We start from the raw sequence: 20,700 nt of genomic DNA, 5'->3' as shown, positions 1-20,700 counted from the left end.
AATGCCAGCTTGGTTTTATTCTTTACCCATCTACTTTGCTCTAGTTTGTACTTTTGTTTTTTGTAATCTGATTAGTCTGATTGGGCATTTCTTTTCACAAAGATTCCTCTTCAAAGTTGATAATAATGATGTAGTGAATAAAGTTGTCTGGCAAACAATTCTTTTCTTTACAACCATTTTTATTACATTTTGGATTGCTACTAATTGGAGTAATCTCGGACAGCTTGAATTAACAAGTATTCGTGAAGCTACAACTATTGAGCAGCTATATAATGATGTGGATTCATTAGAAAGCGATCAACGCAAATCAATAGAGCAAAATCTGTTTGATTATCTTAATTCAGTTATTGAAGATGAATATCCAAACCTTTCTACTGGCAAACTTAACCAGAAAACCACTGCCATGTATCGGACATTAGTTTTATCAATTTACGAGTACACTCCCGCTAAAAATATGGCGGAAGAAATGCGCTATCATCGTATTTTAGAACAGCTCTCACAGTTATCAAACTACCGTGAGGATCGCCTTAATTACCTTGAGGGAAATCTTCGCGGACCTCTATTAGTGTTTTTTCTGGTAATGATTATAATCGGCTGTTTTTGGACTGGGTTTGTAAAAACGAAAAGTATGGCATTCACGCTCTTCATTATAATGAGTCAAAATTTAATCATCAGCTCCTCTTGTTGGTTGATTCTTGAGATGGATAAACCATTTCAGGGTGAGCTTAGAGCTGATAGTTCAGCATTTGTTACTGTCCATCAAGAACTTAGGTATTTTACCAAGGTTCATTTACAAAATAACTAATCAATTTGGATCTATTTATCTAAAAAACGTATAAGTGTTATCGAAAAATGGATTATTTTCTTGAGCTACTACTTGTTACAATAACTACTTTGTTTTCAAGGAGTTATTATGTTAACAAGGTTAAATAAACAAGCTAATGGTAAATTTAAAATGGGGTTGTTGCTTGGTGTGTTGACAGCTACTATATATGCCGAAACCGGGACATCTAACAATCAGATTATTCTTCGTTATGAACCAACTGCTGAGCAGCAGAAATTCATCAATTCAGCTAAGAATCTGCAAGAAAAGAATCAGGATATCAAACAAGTAAAAGCAAAGCTAATGGAAAAGCTTTCTACTGCAAAGCTTCAGGCATTATCAGCAGTAGCTGGGCAACAAGTGGTTGATTTTGGTCCTTATGCTTTAGGGGGTAGAGTCCTAACTTTCAAAAAGAATTTGACGCCAACCGAAATGGCACAAGTAATCAGTCGCTTGAAAAAAATTCCAGGGGTTGCTAACGTTGAAGAAAATGTGATCCTTTCAGCCGATGAAGTTGTTTCACTTAATCGTGAGCAATGGGAGCTTTTTGATGTAAGCGCTTATGATGGCGCTAAAAGTATCGTTCGCCCTTTTGGTACAAAGCTTTATGGAGCTGGTTTCTATAGCGATGGGAGTTTTCATGGTAGCGGTAGTGGTGTTACTGTTGCGGTGGTGGATTCTGGTTATACGCCGCACCCTAATTTCATCAGTCACTTGCAGCCATTACCAGACAATAAGGGCTATGGTTATACATTTATTTCTGATTGTAGTAATGCAGGAACATGCCCTGCTACACAAACCGAAAGTTTGGCAATTTTGCCTTATCCAGATGCATTGGATCTTGGGGGTGCAACTAAAAATAAATGGCATGGTACTGGCGTAATTGGTACAATTATTGGGCAGCATATTAATGCCGAAGCTAATCGTGGTGGTGCTCCTGCCAGTAGGGTAGTTCCAGTTCGGGTGCTTGGGAAAAATGGAGGTACCATGTCTGATTTGTTAGCTGCTATCGAATGGGCTGGTGGAATTCACCCAATTCCTAATTCAAATCCGGCAAAAGTTATAAATGTAAGTATGAGTGGACCTGCAACAGTTTGTTCTACAGAATTGCAAAGAGTTTTTAATGAATTGGATGAGGCTAAAGTCACTGTCGTAGTTACTGCCGGGAATACTAGCGAAAATTACACAACTAGAGAACCGGCAAATTGTAAAGATACAAACCGCAATGTTATCACGGTAGCAGCTCTTGGTTCTGTTGATTATCTGGTGGATTATAGTAGTGCGGGTAAGGTAACCATTGCTGCTCCAGGTGGTGATGACTCTACTGATATAGTTCATGGATTGGGTATATTAAGCACAAGCTATTCAGGTAATAAATATGGAGACTGTAATGGTAATCAGTGCTTTATATACAAACCTTATAAAGGAACTTCCTTTGCAGCACCGCTGGTTACCGCTGCTATTGCAGATATTTTGGCTATCAAGCCTAATTTGACTCCAGAGCAAATTGTAAAAATATTGAGAGATAGTGCATCCCCAATTCAAGAGAATGGAAAATGTACTAAAAAAATATGTGTAGTTGATGCCGGGCGCTTAAATGTAGCTGCAGCACTAAAGTTAGCTGAAACATATAATAACTGATATGAAATGGCAAGTTGAAATTGTTTAAGTATTGGTATTTGTTAATGGTTATCAGTATCATTGCTGGGTGCAGTAAAGATACTGATAATTCTGCCACTCCAAATACCACTAACCTGAAAGTTAATGGTAGCAGCACTCCTATTACTTTAAAATTAACCATTGCTCCTCGTATTTTTAAAGGGATCAATGGTGATTTTACTAACGTATCCTTTTCAATCCAAGAAAAGCCATGGCATCGTTTTATTAATGGCAAACTTGAGTGTACATTAAACTCTGACTCTTCGGTCATATGTAGCACAAAAGACGATTTACAGCGTCTGATTGGCAGTAAAACCTACCGTATAATCATTTTTAGTCAGAAAAATCAAGCAATTGACAAGAGTAATGATGAAATTGCCTGCGATTACTTTGTTTATAATCCAAAGCAAACTCCTAATTTAAAAATAACTCCAACTAGTTCTGGGGAATGCCTGATATGGCAGTTAAAAAATGATACTGGATTCTCAGAAGAAGAAATTCGCACTAGAGTTCGTCATATTTTAAATGATAGCGACTTACCAGAAAATTATGATTTAGCACTTACACTTTACAATTTGTATAAAAGCTATGATAGTGAATATGATTGGCGTCAGGCATTAAATAAGTTAACTGAATTAATAAAAACAAATAAACCTCTTCCTCCTGCAAATAAATCCAAGATTCAAGGTAGCGCTAGGGTATTCTGATTCTTTGTCTTTTAATTTTTATTACACCCTCAATGTTGCATGAGTATGTTAAAATAATGCGATTTTATTTAATCAGTACTTAATTCGATTGTTATAAGGACATAAGATGAATTTACATGAGTACCAAGCCAAGGAGTTATTGGCTCGTTATGGATTACGTGTGCAAACCGGAATTTTGGCAACAAACGGACATGAGGCGGCGAATGCATTTGATTCTTTGGGCGGCAAATTTGCTGTAGTTAAAGCCCAAGTACATGCTGGTGGACGTGGTAAAGCTGGCGGGGTAAAAGTAGTTAAATCACGTGACGAAGCTACCGAAGTAGCTAATAGCTTGATTGGTAAAAATCTGGTAACTTATCAGACCGATGCTAATGGTCAGCCAGTAAATTCAGTTTATGTATCTGAAGATTTATACCCAGTTGCTCGTGAATTATATCTTGGTGCTGTTGTTGATCGTTCAAGCCGCCGAGTTACATTCATGGCTTCAACTGAAGGTGGTGTTGAGATTGAAAAAGTTGCTCACGAAACTCCAGAAAAAATTCTTAAAGTTGTGGTTGATCCTTTAGTTGGATTACAACCATGCCATGCTCGTGAAGTTGCATTCCAGCTTGGTTTAACTGGTGATCAAATCGCTAATTTTGTAAAAATGATGCTTGGTGCTTACAAAGCTTTTGTAGAAAATGATTTCGCATTATTTGAAATCAATCCACTAGCTGTTCGTGAAAACGGTGAACTAGTATGTGTAGATGCCAAAATTAATCTTGATTCAAATGCATTATTCCGTCATCCTAACCTAGTTGAATTACGTGATAAATCGCAAGAAAATGCTCTTGAACTTAAAGCATCTGAATTTGACCTAAATTATGTAGCTCTTGAAGGTAATATTGGTTGTATGGTTAATGGTGCTGGTCTAGCAATGGCGACTATGGATATTATTAAGCTATACGGCGGACAACCAGCTAACTTCCTAGATGTAGGTGGTGGTGCGACTAAAGAGCGTGTTATTGAAGCCTTTAAACTGATTCTTGCCGATACTCAGGTAAAAGCAATTTTGATTAATATTTTTGGTGGTATTGTACGCTGTGACATGATTGCTGAAGCAATTATTGCTGCGGTTAAAGAAGTTAACGTTACAGTTCCAGTGGTGGTTCGTCTAGAAGGTAATAATGCTGAACTGGGTTCTAAATTATTACAGGAATCTGGTTTGAAATTGACCCCAGCTGATGGCTTAGCTGATGCAGCACAAAAAGTTGTTGCTACTTTAAAATAATACCAAACAAGAAGGATATATAATGAGTGTTTTAGTTAATAAAAATACCAAAGTTTTGGTACAAGGTTTTACTGGTAAAAATGGTACCTTCCATTCAGAACAAGCTATTGCTTATGGAACAAAAGTAGTTGGTGGGGTTACTCCGGGTAAAGGTGGTACAAAACATCTTAATCTACCAGTATTTAATACTATGAAAGAAGCAGTTCGTGAAACACAAGCAAATGCGTCTGTAATTTATGTTCCAGCTCCATTTGTGCTTGATTCAGCTGTTGAAGCGATTGATGCTGGCGTACCATTAGTAGTAATCATTACTGAAGGTGTACCAACACTTGATATGCTTAAAGTTAAGCGTTATGCTGAATCAACTGGTACGCGCATCATCGGACCAAACTGTCCGGGAATTATTACTCCAGGTGAATGTAAAATCGGTATTATGCCAGGTCATATTCATTTACCAGGTAAAATCGGTATCGTATCACGTTCTGGTACTTTGACTTATGAAGCAGTTGCGCAAACAACCAAACTTGGCCTTGGTCAATCAACTTGTATCGGTATCGGTGGTGATCCAATTCCAGGAACTTCACATATTGATTCATTAAAATTATTCCAAGAAGATCCGCAAACAGAAGCAATCATCATGATTGGTGAAATTGGTGGAACTGCCGAAGAAGAAGCTGCTGAATACGTTAAATCAAATGTAACTAAACCTGTAGTTGGTTATATTGCTGGGGTTACAGCTCCTGCTGGTAAACGTATGGGTCATGCTGGTGCAATTATTTCTGGTGGTAAAGGTACTGCTGAAGAAAAATTTGCTGCATTTGAAAAAGCTGGTATTGCTTATACCCGTTCACCTGCTGAATTAGGTAGCACTCTTTTAGAAGTATTAAAATCTAAAGGTATGATCTAATCCTTTGTTAAGTATCATCTAAAACCTGTCATTTATGGCAGGTTTTTTTATGCCAATTAAATTTTTACTTGTAGCTCTCTAAAAATGCGAAAATATTTGATTAATTTATGATATCAAGGATCTGCTCATGACAAAAGCTTCCAGATTGCTTACACTTCTTGCTATTAGTCTATCTTATTTTAGTTCCAGCTTTGCAGCAACTACAGATACCAACAAAATTCTTTTTGTTTGTGGGGGCAATACTGGTCGTAGCCCGATGGCAGAGTATCTAGCAAATGATTATTTTCATTTTGCAAAAAATGGTTATATTGCTGACTCACGCGGTGCTAATGTTAATCCCAAAGAATTAACTCCCGAATCGTATGCGATTGTTGCTATGAAAGAACTTGGTATTAAAGATATTTCAAATCATCGAGCTACCCCAGTAACTAAAACAGATATTGATTCTGCCAAGCTTGTTTTGGTGATGACTGAAGCTCATAAAGAAAAGTTATTAAAAATTGATCCCACTGCGAAAAATATTTACCTACTTTCAGAATGTGCTACTGGGAAAAAGGAAGATGTCGCGGATGCATATGGACATGATTTGAAATTTTATGAAAATACCCGCAATACTATAGCTAGATACATCGAACTTATCCAAAAAAATAAAATGCAATGTGTCGGTAGTAAAATCAAATAGCTTTTCAAATAAATACTAAAAAGGGAGTAAACTAACTCCCTGATTAAATTTAGTTTGACGCAGGAGGGGGACTTGCTGGCATTGCCATCGCCTGTAATTGACTATATGGCAATTTGACACCAATTGCAGGGGCTGACTGAGTAACGATACTTGCCATATTTCCCTTATACAAATACTGAACATTATAACCAGCCTGGGTTTGTACTGTTTTATAGCGGGTTGCACATTGGGTTGTCGAGCCTTTTTGGGCTACATAATCTGGCTGGTTAGAACGCTGAACCTCACGCCCAACCAAAGCACCAGTTGCTCCACCAACCACTGCACCAACCGCAGTCCCTCCGCCACCTTGTTTTACCTGATTACCAATGATACCTCCTGCAACAGCACCAGTTGCCCCACCGATCAAAGCACCTTCTGTACCATTCTTCTGATTACGTACATAACGGGTTGTACCAACACGATGACAATCCTGATATGGCTGCTGCGTTGAAACATAATTTGGTGACACTGATACGATTTGGGCGGTACTACTACCACTCAAAAAGCTAAATAAACCAGCCGCAACTGCTACCGCTCCCAATGCACCCAAACCAATCAGTAATGGTTTTTTACTGCTAGATTGGCGGTATTGTGGTTGATAATCATCGTAGTCATCATCGTAACGACGTTGGCGTGACTGTTGATTTGGATTGCCTCTTTGCTGGCGATTGCGTGGGGAACGTTCCATTTGTCGCTGATCATCGCGATAATCATCATCGTAGTCATCCTGATAATTATTACCTCTGCGATCTTCTTCATAAACACGCTGACGGCGCTGTTGTTGATTATTATTGCGGTTACGATTGTTATAATTACGATTATTATTGTCTGCCACAACTATATCCTTAATTTATTTTATTTGCATAATTTTAGCATAAAACGTTGTTTTTTTACTTATGCTTTTCTTTATGCCATAAAGATAATATCAGCATGATAATCGTAAGCGGAATCATTACATGATTCAAGATCGCACCTGGTGGAGTATGGGCAAAATGAACCGGCTTGATATGTCCGATAAACATCCGCATTAATGTCTCACACAGCATTAAAATATACATAAATGGAACTAGGGTTCTATAGCGAAAAAATACAACTAATTGAATAATTGCATATAAAAGTTGTGAGCTACCCCATAGTGAAAAGCCAAAAATTATTCCTGCTGCTCCTGCTACCGATAGATCCATCCCAGCAATAGTTCCTGCCCCGCCATCTGGTGCTAGAAAATGAATACAACTACGAACTGTCCCCATCGCTGCAAGCAAAAAGAACACGTAAGCTGCAAGCTTATGTCCTTTGTAGTCATTATTTGCATTTTTGGGAAAAATTTTCTCAAATAGACTAGCCATTGGTATTCTACCTCTTATTATTAACAACAGGATTTTAGTTTACCACTTTTCTGATTGATTATGTTTATCCATTTTGGTATTGATGGAGATAGGTTGGCTATTTTTTTACATTCTGAAGAAGAAATCAAGTTAGGCTGGAAAATATGTTTTTTATCTGTGGATAAGTTAGTTTTGAGGGTATAATAAAGAATTATTTTCAAGGGGTAATTATGGGCGTAACCTTAAAAAAGAAATTAAAGCGATATTATATTTTTAATAACTGGATACTTTTTATTACCTTACTTCCTGTTGCTGTATGGTTAGCGTATGTCGCTGCAAATTGGCAATTATCTAGTTCGATTAAAAATTATAGCACAAAAACCCATGTGGAAACTAGGATTGTTAAAGCAGAATTACCAAAATACTTATCTGAATCTTATACTATTTTAAGCTCCTTTGATAACCGGATTGATAAATTAGAAACAGCAATCATAAATCAGCAGAATCTTAGTGAGCAACAGTTTACTGCTTTGTATTCTCTTTATAGTAATTCTTTAACTATTTTTTCAATTATTTTAGGGGTTTTTGGATTAATATCAGCTGTTCTTGGCATATTACTTTCAAATAAAGTTAATGAGAGATATCAAGAAATTAAACAGATTGAGAGAACGATTGAAAATAAAACTTTCGAGGTGGAAAAACTAAAAGCTGATATAGATGCATTGATAAATAATAAGAACACCGAAATTTTTAATAAGTTTATTGAGTATGATAATAGTAGGTTAATAAATGCTTTAAAAGAAAATCCAGACAATATTGGTAACGTTGTTGCAATATTGTCTGTTAGAAATATTAAAGGAGAAAATAACTGGAAAATTATTAGAAATGCATTTTTAGAGCTTTGCTCTCGCTTTAAAGAAAACATGGGTCATCCGGCGATATCTTCATACGCTAGCCTCATTTTTCAATTTTATCCGAACAAGATCAGCTCGGGAAAAGATACGGAATTATTACATGCCCTAATAAATAGACGACCATGGACACAACAAATTGGCTTCTTTTCAAACGAGTTAATTCATTTAGCAAAAGTATTTGCTCTTGCACAAAATGATGATGTCGTAACTATATTTATTGAAATAGTAGTAAAAAGCCCAGGTTGTTCTAGGTGTCTTAATATGGATCAATATAAGGGTGATGTCATCAACGCATTAAAAGAGTGTATCTTAAAGAATAATAAAATTAGAATAGAAATAGAAAAATATAAAGAACTTGTTGACAAGCAAATCGAATTATATGTTAAAAATCCGTCAATATTAGCGGAGCATTATCAAAATATTGCAAAAGGTCTTCAAGAGGCACTATCTAACTAAACTTTATTTTGAAAATAATGTATATCAATCACATAGTACAACTAGATAGTTATGAAAAAAAGCTGGTTAAAATAACCAGCCTTTTGTATTTACTCAACCCTATCATCTATACTCATCAGCTGAACATTACCACCAGTTGCAGTGATATTATTACTAACTGTACGTTCGGTTACTAGTAGATGGATATTGTATCCACCTTGTGGTAATTCTTCAAGTACATGAGTTAATAAACTATCACGTTTGGCTAATTCATTACGGATTTGGGCAAGATTCGGATGTCCTTTACTAATTAGTAAGGCATGAAGCATATCTACTTTAGCAAACTCACTGGTAAAATACGATTGTTTTGGCAAATAGCGACTAAACACATCATTTGTACCATCTTTTACCATAACCACCTGATTACCAGTAGCTAGGGCATGAATAATCTGCTCACAGTAGCCACGTAAACTATCAGCAACACAAGCCACATAGCCACGTGGTGCAAATAACATAAAGTTCCGTTCCCCTGTTGGACCCGGCAATTCAATATGATCGGCTAATGGCGAGTGTTCTTTCAATTTACTTGCTACAGCTAGTAGTTCAGTTATATCCTGTTGACCAAGTTGCAATTGTCCAAGGCTATTTACAAAACGATCAAGAGTTCTAAAATCTACCTCTTTTTTGCTGGCATCTAGTTTTGGCAGAGCTTCTGTATTTACAAGGCGGTATAAATATAATGGTCCACCAGCTTTAGGTCCAGTTCCTGATAGACCTTCACCACCAAATGGCTGAACCCCAACTACAGCACCAACGGTATTACGGTTGATATAAATATTACCAGCTTTGATATTATTATATACTTTGGCAGCAGTATCTTCAAGACGGCTATGTACCCCTTGAGTTAAACCATAACCACTACTGTTAATTTCGGCAATTACTTTGTCTAGATCTTCACCAGCAAAGCGGATAATGTGAATAACCGGACCAAATACTTCGCGTTTTAATTCCTTGATTGAACCAATTTCAAATACTGTTGGCGCAACAAAAATTCCATCTTCACATTCAGGTTGTAGTTTTGCTTGATACATCATCCTTGCCTTATGACGCAATGATTCAATATGATCGAGTAAAACTTTTTGCGCTTTGGTATCAATTACTGGACCTACATCGGTATTTAGACTACTTGGATTACCAACTCGTAATTCATCCATCGCACCTTTTAGCATTTTGATGGTTTTATCTGCAATATCTGCCTGTAGATATAATACCCGAAGGGCAGAGCAACGTTGACCTGCACTATCAAATCCAGATGAAACCACATCAAGAACAACTTGCTCTGGTAGTGCAGTTGAATCAACAATCATCGCATTTTGTCCACCAGTTTCAGCAATCAATACACCCGCATCAGCTTTGGCCGCCAGATTTTGATTGATCGTCTGGGCAACTTCGGTTGAACCAGTAAAAATTACCGCCTTGATGCGTGGATCTTTGGTTAATTCATTACCAATAGTGCTTCCACTACCTGGCATAAACTGGATTGCACCAGTCGGAATACCTGCCTTATGCATTAATTCAACAGCATAAAATGCAATCAGATTAGTCTGTGCCGATGGTTTAGCAATTACTGTATTTCCAGCTGCAAGACTACTTACCACTTCGCCAACAAAAATTGCTAACGGGAAATTCCATGGGCTAATACACACTACTGGGCCTAATGCCTTATGTGTTTCATTGCTAAATTCATTTGTTACTTGGGCTGCGTAATAACGACAGAAATCAACCGCTTCACGAATTTCAGCAATTGCGTTACTTAGTGTTTTCCCAGCCTCACGAATTACAATATTCAGTACTTCGTAGTAATTTTCTTCCATCAGATCAGCAAATTTAGTTATTTTTGCAGCCCGTTCTTGTGGTGATGTAGTTGACCAATTTGGGAAAGCTTTTACTGCATTACTAACTGCAACATCCAGTTCATCACTATTGGCAAGTTTTACTTCGCCGACAATATCCGCTTGTTTAGCTGGGTTACGCACTGTTTTTGTTTCGCGATCGCTGATTTTATAGCCATCAAGTAAAGGATAAGCCTGATATTTGTTGGCAATAAATTTGTTTAATTCTTTATCTAGCGTAGCTAACTGTAGCTCATCTGAAAGATCCAATCCTTTAGAATTAATTCTTCCGCCAGGGTAAATATCAGCAGGTTTTTTAAAGAATGGATTTGATTCTTTGTGTGCTTTAAGTGTCAGATCAAGAGGATTTACTACTAATTCACTAACTGGAATCGATGGATCAACTAATTGATGTACAAATGATGAGTTAGCACCATTTTCAAGTAAGCGGCGTACCAGATATGCAAGTAGCGTTTCATAAGTTCCAACTGGTGCATAGACACGACAAATTACACCCAAATTATCCTTACCAACTACATTGTCGTAAAGTGTCTCACCCATTCCATATAAACACTGGAATTCAAACTCACGACCTTCCGCTATAGTGTGTATTGCTGCTAGGCTATAAGCATTATGCGTAGCAAATGCTGGATAAATCGCATCTTGAGCTGACAAAAGTTTTTTGGCACAAGCAAGATAAGAAAGATCGGTATAGAATTTACGCGTATAAACCGGATAATCTGCCTGACCATCTACTTGAGCGCGTTTTACTTCACTATCCCAGTAAGCACCTTTAACTAGACGAACCATAATGCGTGCATTGGCACGGCGAGCAAGATCAATTACATAATCAATAACATGCGGCGCGCGGCGCTGATATGCCTGAATTACAAAACCAATTCCTTTAAATCCAGCCATATCTGGATCGGTAACCAATTTTTCTAATAAATCTAGGGAAATTTCTAGTCGATCAGTTTCTTCGGCATCAATGAATAGAGCGATTTGATATTGTTTGGCTAATAAATATAAGTGTTTTAGGCGTGGAAATAATTCACTCATTACACGTTCACGCTGCGCACGAACATAACGTGGATGAATTGCCGATAATTTAACCGAAATCCCAGGACCTTCTTTGATCCCACGTCCAGCATTTGCCTTACCTACTGAGTGAATGGCATCAATGTAGCTTTGCATGTATTTTTGTGCATCTTCATCGGTAAGCGCTGCTTCACCAAGCATATCAAATGAAAACTGATATCCTTTAGCTTCTTTGGCTGTAGCTGCTTTAAGTGCAGATTCAATTGTCTCACCCATAACAAATTGATTACCCATGAAGCGAACTGCTGTTCCCATTGCTTTACGAATAATAGGCTCACCCCATTTGCCAACCACTTTCACCAAAGCTGCAGTTAGTTTTGCATCACTATCAGCTTTAACCAGTTTACCAGTGAGGGTTAAGCCCCAACTTGCAGCATTTACAAAAAAACTGCCACTCTTGGTATGACTTTTCCAGTCTCCGGTGGCAATTTTATCTTTAATTAACTTATTTTGAGTATATGTATCCGGAATGCGTAATAGGCTTTCTGCCAGACACATAAGCGCAATACCTTCGGCGGTTGATAGCTTAAATTCCTGCATTAGGGCGTCAACACCATTACCTTTAATCCGGTTATTCCGAACTTTTTCTATCATACTTGTAGCAAGTTGTCTTATTTGCTCTTCTTTATTTACATCCCAATCCAGAATTTCAATCAAATTGTCCAAGCATTTTTGTTCATTATCGCGATATTTCTCTGTGATCTTTGTCTTAAGGTCGGTTTGTGGTCTAACTGCTAGATTAAACATAAATTACCCTTCATTTATAGTTACACACATAACAGATTATTATACTACGGGTGGCAGAATTGGATTACAACAAATTACAAAAGACTTGAGCGTAGAAGAGATTTGAAATTAACTAGCAAATGAACTCTTATACTAGTATTAGAAACTACAAAAAATCACACCCTCAGTCAATATATTTGAGTGCTCTTGACCATTTTCTTATCTAAATCTAGGCTTATTATATAATCTATCCAGCGATTATTATGGCACTGCAACAACATATTATTTAATTTTGGACTTATAATATCTACATCACTGGTACTATTTCTATCTAATTCTTAAAACATATACACAACATCAGTGATTTATAATTAACCCGGTTTAACCGCCGGGTTTTTTATTAGCAAAGCTAAAAAAATACCCCAGAATAGAAATAAAAGCGAAAGACACAGAATACTACAAAAACTACTGTTGCAAAGCATAGTGTTAGCCAGTCACTATGTGATATTTGAGTCTGATTAAACCATGTCCGCTTGCGGTACTTGCCAAACCCGCGCAACTCCATGGCATTGCTTATTTTGTCCACCCGTACCAAAGCAGAATTTATCAAAGGAACAGTTATATTAAATAGATTCCGTATTCGCTTTATTCTGGATGGCTCATCACGACCAAAGCTTAACCCGCGAAGTGCTTGCGCATTAGCAATATTTTTAAATTCCTGCTGAATATCAGGAAAATAACGAAGAATAATGCTCACTGTGTAGGCAAATTTATACGGAATGCCTATTTGATTCAGGCTAGCAGCAAATTTACTTGGATGAGTAGTAAAAATACAAATCATAGTTAACGGTAATAGAGATAAATACTTTAAAGAGATTACCAAAATATACATTAAAGTAGAACTATAAAGTCTAAATCCAGCAATATTGAACAATATATGCGAATTTCCAGTCAAAGTTACCCCATAATCTGGAGTAATCAGTAAAATAAAGATAGCATTAATGAAATTAAAACTTAGCACAGCAATAAAAAGATTTCTTGATACGGTATAGGGGATTGTTGCAAATTTAAGTAATACAAAACCAGTAACAAGCAAACCAATACTTACCCTAAGATCAAAAAACATAAATACCACTATTAGCCAGAAGATAAAAATGATAAGTTTAATTCCCGGGTTCATACGATGAAAAAAAGAATCCGCTTCAAAATACAAGGAACCAAATTTATTCATTAGTACCTCTTTCCCTACTGGCAATGAATTTGTACAAAAATTCTATCGGATTAAGCCCCAATTTTCTAGCAATAGTAACTAGGGATAATTCATATAATCCTGCCGAATTAATAACCTCCTCATCAACAAGAATCCTCGCGGGATGTTCATCAGCAATTAATCGTCCATTTGCAAGCACTAAACTACGAGAAGAATATTCAATTGCAAGATATAAATCATGAGTAACAATAAGAATAGATAAACCAGATTGAGTAAGCTCCTGAAGAAATCTCATAAATTCACGATAAGTCTTTAAATCCTGCCCAGCAGTTGGTTCATCCAAAATCAATATTTGTGGCTCAAGTACTAACATTGCAGCAATGGTTACACGCTTTTTTTGCCCATAACTAAGTGCAGAAATAGGCCAGTTCCGATAACCCCACAAACCACAAACTCTAAGTACTGTTTCAACACGACGTTGAATCTCATCTGAATCGACACCTTCATTTAGCAAACAAAACGCAACTTCATCCCAAACTGTCATTTTTATAATCATCTGATTTGGATTTTGCATTATCAAAGCAATATGTTGCCCACGTTTTTTGATCTTCCACGATGAAATATCTATACCATTTAAAGTCATGATTCCGGTATCTGAAGAATAAATACCACTCATAATACCAGTTAGAGTAGATTTACCAGCTCCATTATTTCCTAAAATGCTAACTATTTCACCAGGGTATAAATCAAAAGAAATATCCTTCAGCACAAGTTTATTTTCCAAATAGGCAAAGGATATATTTTGCGCGGAAAAAACAGCAGTCCGGGTATTAGGTTTTTCAAATGGTTTTAAAGTATGGATTTGATGAAACCAGTTAATTATTTTTTGATTTTTTGCTGTATCAAATTCAAGTATATCACCAAGTTTAGCTGCAACCGTATCCAGCTTGGAGAACCCTAACAGCTCACAATATAATGGTTCACGAATACCAATTTCATTTAGAATCCCCATTGAAAGAATCTCTGCTGGTGTACCAACTGCAAGTATTCTGCCCGCTGCCATAACAATAATACGATCCGGCTCAATCTCAAGGCATTCTTCCAAACGATGTTCTGCGATTAGAATAGTTTTAGCAGATTCATCATTAAGCTTTTTGATTAAATCAGTTATTTTCACTGCCGAAGCAGGATCAAGATTAGCAAGAGGCTCATCAAATAATAATATCTGTGGTGATGATGCCAAAACACCAGCAAGTGAAACTCTCTGCTTTTGTCCACCAGACAATTCATATGGACTATTATCAAAAAATTCAAGCATATCAACTTGAGTAAGGCTCCTTGTAACCTTATCTAGCATGTTATGGCTATGCACACCCTCATTTTCAAGACTAAAAGCAACATCTTCTCCAACGCTTAACCCAATAAATTGGCTATCCATATCCTGCAAAATGGTTCCAATCTCTTTGCTTCTGGTAAATATATTTTTCTGAATCGCATCATTACCACCTATTAGCAATTCACCTGTAGTTATCCCATAACTTGCAAATGGAATAACTCCATTTATTGCGTGAAGTAACGTGCTTTTACCAGAGCCACTTCTTCCTAGTATCAGGATTTTTTCCCCATCCTGAATTTCCAAATTAATATTTTCTAGAGTAGGATTTTCCAGATTATGATAGCGAAAACTAAAATCAGCAAATTTGATGACTATATTCTTATTCATCACTCTTCAACTTTCAGCCTTGAGTATCTATTATTTGCCTTGATAAATCCAAATATGACTGGTAAAGCAAGAAAAATAAACACCAAAGAATTGGTTATGAAAATAACTATAATCTGGAAAAATACCTTACGTGGAGGTTCATTCATTATAATAATATCACTAATTCCAGCAAATGTATAACCCGCAAGAAATCCACCAACAGCTGAGACTATAAGGAAAGCTAGATGAATTTTCGAATATAAACCGTAGCGAACATTAAATCCAGGAAAAAGGTAAACCAGCCCACAAAATAAACCAAATATCCCTGACGCCATTTCCCACGTCCACCAAATACCCCAACCAGCAAGTAAATCTGTTAGCATATTGCCAAGAAACCCGCCTAGAAAACCGACCACCGGACCAAAATACACTGAAAAAAGGCTAAGAATAATGATAGATGGTCTTAGCTGAACATTTGGCCCAACAGGAATTCCAACTAACCCAACAACTCCATATAAAGCTGCCACAATACTTATTGTAACAACAGTCCTAGTATTAAAATCAAAAATAGATGGCTTCACATAACCGACCTTGTCATAGATTTAACACATCATTTTACTGCATTTCAAAGTAATCCCATCGGGGATCTGAGGAAAAAGATTTATCTTAAAGCATTTGTGCAGGCGGTAAATAATGACTATCACCGCAGTGCTTATGCTAAAATAATGGCAACTTTTTTATGCGTATTTCTGAGGAACTAAATGATAGATAAAGATGGATACCGTCCCAACGTAGGCATCATCTTACTAAATAAACAAAATTTAGTATTTTGGGGTCGGCGTAAAGGTGAATATTCATGGCAGTTTCCTCAAGGCGGTCTAGCTGAAAATGAAACTCTTGATGAGTGTATGTACCGGGAATTAAATGAAGAATTAGGTCTTTTACAACAACATGTTAGCATCATAGACCGAACTAGTGATTGGCTATACTACGACGTTCCAGGCAGCTGGTCAAAACAAAACTCTAATTATCGTGGACAAAAACAAATTTGGTATTTACTGGATTTTCTTGGTTCTGATCACCATATCAATGTTCGTAGCCATCATGAACCTGAATTTGATGCGTGGCGCTGGATTCCCTACTGGGATCCGATTGATTTTGTAGTAAAATTCAAACAAGATGTATATCGTAAGGCATTAAATTATTTTGCCCCCATAATAAAAAATAAATCCAATGAACAGTAACTTTCTTAATATCTTACGTAATCAATCTGCGACCTATACACCATTATGGTTAATGCGCCAAGCTGGTCGCTACCTGCCAGAGTATCGTCAAACACGCGCTAAAGCAGGAAGTTTTTTAAGTTTATGTAAAAATCCTGATCTGGCAACAGAAGTTACACTTCAGCCAATAAGACGCTTTAATCTTGATGCTTCAATTATGTTTAGCGATATTCTTGTTGTTCCTGAAGCTATGGGTTTGAACCTTCATTTTACAGAAGGTGAAGGACCAAAATTTGATAATCCAATAAATAATCAGGCTGACATACTTAATCTAAAAACCATATATCCTGCACATGATTTAGGTTATGTAATGCAAACGATTAAGAACCTAAAACAGGAACTGCCTAAAAATATTCCTCTTATTGGTTTTAGCGGTTCGCCATGGACATTAGCCTGCTATATGCTGGAAGGTGGAGCAAGCAAAAATTATGAAAAAATAAAAGCATTGCTATATCAATCTCCAGATACTTTGCACCTATTACTTAACAAGATTGCGATTGCAGTAGCTGACTACCTAATTGAACAGATTAAATCTGGTGTTGATTGTATAATGCTTTTTGATAGTTGGGGTGGTGTACTTAGTGAGGCTGCATTTAAAGAATTCTCATTAAAATATCTGGATATAGTGATTAAGCAGATTCGTTCACTTGGGTTTTCTGATATACCAATTATTTCTTTCACCAAAGGTGGCGGAAACTGGATTGAATTTATTGATCAAATAGGCTGCAATGCGATTGGCGTTGACTGGACAATAAATCTGGCAAAAGCGAGAAAAAGTACACAGAAAATACTACAAGGAAATTTGGATCCAGTACTATTGTCAGTAGCAGATAGTGAGACAATTATAAAAGAAACAAAAAAAATATTGGATAGCTATTACTTAGCAAATAACAATAGTTACGATCGCCTGATTTTTAATCTTGGGCATGGGATACTACCAAGTGCCAAGCCAGACAATGTAGCTACTCTTATTGATACAGTACACAGTTATACCCAGCGTTAATTAAATCAAGGAGTTTTTATGAATACAAACCTGACAAGAATTTTGCCAATTGTAATGCTTTTAAGTTTAAGCTCTTGTGCAGTAAATGCACCTGTAGTTGGCAGTGGAAAGGTGAGTTATGGAGATAGTAATGCAGTAGAAACAGTTAATACAGATTTCGGCTCTACTGATTTGAATATGGTAGCTAGCCAAATGGCAACAGCTTTGATAACTTCGGGCAAAATTAACCAGTGTAAAACATATACTGTGTCTAAAGTTCGTAACAAAACTGATCAATACATTGACACTGAAAACATTACTCAAAGTATTGTTAATAATTTATCTAACTCTGCACAGGTTAAAAGCCAGTACGTCCTATCTTCTCAGGAAATGCAAAGTCAGGTTGATGAATTAGATCGTCAAAATCAATCTGGATTATATGACCAAGGTAGTACGGCTAAATTAGGTAAAATGCAGGGTGCTCAATGCCGTCTTGATGGTTATGTAAGCAACATCACTAAAGATAATGGTCAAGTAAAAGATGTTTTCTATGTTTTCAATATGAAACTGATTGACGTACAACAAGGTACACAATTATGGAGTAATGAAAAACAAATCCGCAAAGATATGACAAAATAAACCATCGGAATTATCATGAAGAAGATACTATTTGCTGTAAGCATTCTCGTTTCGCTAAATTGTCTCGCAGCTACGCTTGCAGTTCCAAATCTCCAGTTATCTTCTTCTGCATATACAAATAACTTTATAAGCCCTGATAAGCCTGACTCAATTGACCCTGTTACCCAAACTGAGCTTAAGCAGCAAATAAGTACTTTTTCAGCGCAAATACGCGGTAAAATTATTCAAAGCAAGCATTTTAATGTTATTGATTTAAATAATAATCTGCTAAAAGTTGAGTCTCCTAGCTCCAATACAATAATAAAACCTGATTATATTCTTACTGGAGTTGTTTCGGCTATTGATACCAATGAAGAAACCAAAGAGTTAAGCAATACCAATATGTATTCAATTATATATTCAATCGATATTGCGGTAGATTATAAACTAGTTAGAACAAAAGATAATCATATAATAGCATCATTTACTGCTGCTGGTCATGGTGGAGATGTTAAGCTAACTTCAAATAAAAATCAAAAAGTTTCACATAATACACCTAAATTAATTCAACAAGCAGGCGAAGATCTAGCTGCAGAAGTTAATAACCAGCTAACTCTTCAGCTGGATAATGGCAAAATTATTCGTGATTATCAGGAAGCAGCTCCAAATACTAATGAAATCAAAGTTTATTCCAATCAGGAATCATGAATTTAACATATCTAGCACAAGACTGGGATTCTCTTGATAATTACTGGAAAGACTTTTTCTACAACAACTGTCATAATACAATTCTGGAAATTGATCGGGAACTAACCTTAATATCAAAAAATTCTATAATCTATCCACCTAAAAGCAAAATCTTTTATGCCCTATCAGGGTTAAACCCGGCAAATATTAAAGTGGTAATTATTGGACAAGACCCCTATCATGGAGAAAATCAGGCCAATGGGCTTGCTTTTGCTGTAAATCATGGCACTACCCTTCCCCCATCTCTAAAAAATATTTTTAAAGAGCTGATATTGGAGTTTAATCCAATTTTAACTGAGCTTAATGCATCTTTACTTGAAAACTGGAAATCTCAAGGAGTGTTATTATTAAATAGCACATTGACAGTTATAAAAGATAAAGCAAACTCGCTGGCAAAAATAGGCTGGCAAACTGTAACTGATAAAATCATACAGGAAATTAGTACCTCTGGTAAAAATTGTGTTTTTATCTTATGGGGAAATTATGCGCGTAATAAGAAATCTCTGATAGACTCTAGCAAACATCTTATCCTTGAAGGTGTACATCCTTCTCCTTTATCTGCAAGTCGTGGTTTTTTTGGTTGTAATCACTTTAAACTTGCCAACGAATATTTTGCAAATCAAAAACAAGCTCCTGTAAACTGGCTTAATAATACCTTATAAATCTACTAAATTATTCTCACCACGCTTTTCTGCTTATGTTACAATAATTTTACATATTTTATCTGGTACTCTTATGAAACTATTAAAATTAGTAATTTTTGTTCTATTTTTATTTCCCATTTTGGCTGAAGCTAAACCAGAAATACCTGAAACAGTTACTTTTGGCGTTTATCCCATGAGCATTTATGAGCTTGATCAATTCAATAACTCTTTTGGAATTAGCTTTTATGCATGGTGGAGAACTAAAGATAAAAACTATAAACCAGATACAAGTATTGAAATAGTAAATGCCCGTACTTATACACATAAATTTGGTGGAACAGGGAAAACCGCCAATGGTGATTATTATACCTTTGTACATTACTACGCAAAAATACACTATGACTGGAACCTGAAGTATTTTCCTTTTGGGCATCAATATTTGCAGGTCAGGTTGGAAGACTTCGAGGATACGGATCATATAGTCTTTGATCCAGACTTTAAAGATTCTCGATTACATTCTGAATTTGAATTACCCGGCTGGAAAATATTAAATATGTCGGTTAAAAAAAGTACAACTACCTATGATACCAACTTTGGTAATGCTGATGCACCTAAGGGTTTGTTTGATAGAATTACTATGACGATAGAAATAAAGCGCGAAGGTATGCGGGTATTTATCAGTTATTTTATTGGCTTTTTTATGGCAGGGTTTTTAGCACATATTCTCTATCTAATGAATACTTTCCCTTTCCCGGCAAGAGCAACTATTTTTGCTGGTGGTATATTTTCATTTATTGGAAATAAATATACCATTGATCAGAAATTACCACTAACTACTGACTTTACTTTAGCAGACTCAATTCAAGCAGCAACCTTTATTGTTCTTTTTTTATCAATTTGTATATCAATACTTACCGAACAATTAAACATACCACCGCAACAAAAACATAAGCTATCCTACACAATTGGAATTATTTCATTTATCTGCTACATTAGTTACATTGTTGTTAATACTTATATAGCGGTTATTTCCTGAA

Annotated in this window: 19 protein-coding genes; 13 read left to right on the top strand and 6 right to left on the bottom strand. The window is 36.2% G+C overall.

The features are described 5' to 3' along the window. Nucleotide 1: 1 nt before the first annotated feature. The 6 genes from CUN60_RS00910 to CUN60_RS00885 all read left to right on the top strand — a co-directional run bounded on the left by CUN60_RS00910 (nucleotide 2) and on the right by CUN60_RS00885 (nucleotide 6,048). Complete coding sequence (locus tag CUN60_RS00910; RefSeq protein WP_102950220.1) at nucleotides 2-805, top strand: bestrophin-like domain; 804 nt, start codon at nucleotides 2-4, stop codon at nucleotides 803-805. 108 nt (nucleotides 806-913) lie between these two features. Further along, nucleotides 914-2,464: a S8 family serine peptidase gene (locus CUN60_RS00905; RefSeq protein ID WP_102950219.1), complete on the top strand. Its 1,551-nt coding sequence runs from the start codon at nucleotides 914-916 to the stop codon at nucleotides 2,462-2,464. A gap of 44 nt (nucleotides 2,465-2,508) precedes the next feature. After that, nucleotides 2,509-3,189: a hypothetical protein gene (locus CUN60_RS00900; RefSeq protein ID WP_102950218.1), complete on the top strand. Its 681-nt coding sequence runs from the start codon at nucleotides 2,509-2,511 to the stop codon at nucleotides 3,187-3,189. A 106-nt stretch (nucleotides 3,190-3,295) separates the two neighbouring features. Continuing rightward, complete coding sequence (gene sucC / locus CUN60_RS00895) at nucleotides 3,296-4,459, top strand: ADP-forming succinate--CoA ligase subunit beta (protein ID WP_102950217.1); 1,164 nt, start codon at nucleotides 3,296-3,298, stop codon at nucleotides 4,457-4,459. A 22-nt stretch (nucleotides 4,460-4,481) separates the two neighbouring features. Next, nucleotides 4,482-5,366, top strand: coding sequence for a succinate--CoA ligase subunit alpha (gene sucD, locus CUN60_RS00890; RefSeq protein WP_102950216.1), 885 nt, complete (start codon nucleotides 4,482-4,484; stop codon nucleotides 5,364-5,366). A 127-nt stretch (nucleotides 5,367-5,493) separates the two neighbouring features. Beyond that, on the top strand, nucleotides 5,494-6,048 hold the full coding sequence (locus tag CUN60_RS00885; protein WP_102950215.1) for an arsenate reductase/protein-tyrosine-phosphatase family protein: 555 nt from the start codon (nucleotides 5,494-5,496) through the stop codon (nucleotides 6,046-6,048). A gap of 49 nt (nucleotides 6,049-6,097) precedes the next feature. Here CUN60_RS00885 and CUN60_RS00880 read toward each other — a convergent pair whose 3' ends face one another. Then, nucleotides 6,098-6,922, bottom strand: coding sequence for a glycine zipper 2TM domain-containing protein (locus tag CUN60_RS00880; RefSeq protein ID WP_102950214.1), 825 nt, complete (start codon nucleotides 6,920-6,922; stop codon nucleotides 6,098-6,100). 55 nt (nucleotides 6,923-6,977) lie between these two features. After that, the gene (locus CUN60_RS00875) at nucleotides 6,978-7,433 is read right to left on the bottom strand and encodes a hypothetical protein (RefSeq protein WP_102950213.1); all 456 of its coding nucleotides are present in this window, start codon (nucleotides 7,431-7,433) and stop codon (nucleotides 6,978-6,980) included. Nucleotides 7,434-7,642: 209 nt separating this feature from the next. On the opposite strand from CUN60_RS00875, the gene CUN60_RS00870 reads away from it, so the two are divergent. Further along, the gene (locus CUN60_RS00870; protein WP_102950212.1) at nucleotides 7,643-8,782 is read left to right on the top strand and encodes a hypothetical protein; all 1,140 of its coding nucleotides are present in this window, start codon (nucleotides 7,643-7,645) and stop codon (nucleotides 8,780-8,782) included. Between the two features lie 89 nt (nucleotides 8,783-8,871). Here the strand turns inward: CUN60_RS00870 and putA are convergent, their stop codons facing one another. From putA to CUN60_RS00850, 4 genes are all read right to left on the bottom strand, one after another. After that, complete coding sequence (gene putA, locus CUN60_RS00865) at nucleotides 8,872-12,498, bottom strand: bifunctional proline dehydrogenase/L-glutamate gamma-semialdehyde dehydrogenase PutA (protein ID WP_102950211.1); 3,627 nt, start codon at nucleotides 12,496-12,498, stop codon at nucleotides 8,872-8,874. Between the two features lie 388 nt (nucleotides 12,499-12,886). After that, nucleotides 12,887-13,708, bottom strand: a complete 822-nt coding sequence (locus tag CUN60_RS00860) for an energy-coupling factor transporter transmembrane component T family protein (RefSeq protein WP_102950210.1) — start codon at nucleotides 13,706-13,708, stop codon at nucleotides 12,887-12,889. After that, nucleotides 13,701-15,410, bottom strand: a complete 1,710-nt coding sequence (locus CUN60_RS00855) for an ABC transporter ATP-binding protein (protein ID WP_102950209.1) — start codon at nucleotides 15,408-15,410, stop codon at nucleotides 13,701-13,703. Before CUN60_RS00855 ends, CUN60_RS00860 begins: the two co-directional genes overlap by 8 nt. Then, nucleotides 15,410-15,970: an ECF-type riboflavin transporter substrate-binding protein gene (locus CUN60_RS00850; RefSeq protein ID WP_158649226.1), complete on the bottom strand. Its 561-nt coding sequence runs from the start codon at nucleotides 15,968-15,970 to the stop codon at nucleotides 15,410-15,412. Before CUN60_RS00850 ends, CUN60_RS00855 begins: the two co-directional genes overlap by 1 nt. A 180-nt stretch (nucleotides 15,971-16,150) precedes the next feature. Between CUN60_RS00850 and CUN60_RS00845 the strand changes: the two genes are divergently transcribed. The 6 genes from CUN60_RS00845 (at nucleotide 16,151) to CUN60_RS00820 (ending at nucleotide 20,699) form a co-directional block, all read left to right on the top strand. Next, complete coding sequence (locus CUN60_RS00845) at nucleotides 16,151-16,633, top strand: RNA pyrophosphohydrolase (RefSeq protein WP_102950207.1); 483 nt, start codon at nucleotides 16,151-16,153, stop codon at nucleotides 16,631-16,633. Further along, complete coding sequence (gene hemE / locus CUN60_RS00840; protein WP_102950206.1) at nucleotides 16,623-17,675, top strand: uroporphyrinogen decarboxylase; 1,053 nt, start codon at nucleotides 16,623-16,625, stop codon at nucleotides 17,673-17,675. Before CUN60_RS00845 ends, hemE begins: the two co-directional genes overlap by 11 nt. A gap of 18 nt (nucleotides 17,676-17,693) precedes the next feature. Further along, on the top strand, nucleotides 17,694-18,293 hold the full coding sequence (locus CUN60_RS00835) for a penicillin-binding protein activator LpoB (RefSeq protein WP_102950205.1): 600 nt from the start codon (nucleotides 17,694-17,696) through the stop codon (nucleotides 18,291-18,293). Nucleotides 18,294-18,308: 15 nt separating this feature from the next. Continuing rightward, a complete protein-coding gene (locus CUN60_RS00830; protein WP_102950204.1) occupies nucleotides 18,309-18,980 on the top strand; it encodes a hypothetical protein in 672 nt (223 codons plus the stop codon). Further along, a complete protein-coding gene (gene ung, locus CUN60_RS00825; RefSeq protein WP_102950203.1) occupies nucleotides 18,977-19,681 on the top strand; it encodes a uracil-DNA glycosylase in 705 nt (234 codons plus the stop codon). Before CUN60_RS00830 ends, ung begins: the two co-directional genes overlap by 4 nt. A gap of 73 nt (nucleotides 19,682-19,754) precedes the next feature. After that, nucleotides 19,755-20,699, top strand: a complete 945-nt coding sequence (locus CUN60_RS00820; RefSeq protein ID WP_102950202.1) for a ligand-gated ion channel — start codon at nucleotides 19,755-19,757, stop codon at nucleotides 20,697-20,699. The last annotated feature ends 1 nt before the right edge of the window (nucleotide 20,700 follow it).

It is taken from the genome of Aquella oligotrophica, from assembly GCF_002892535.1.
Taxonomy (GTDB): Bacteria; Pseudomonadota; Gammaproteobacteria; order Burkholderiales; family UBA11063; genus Aquella; species Aquella oligotrophica.
This window is presented reverse-complemented; position numbering and strand designations above follow the sequence as displayed.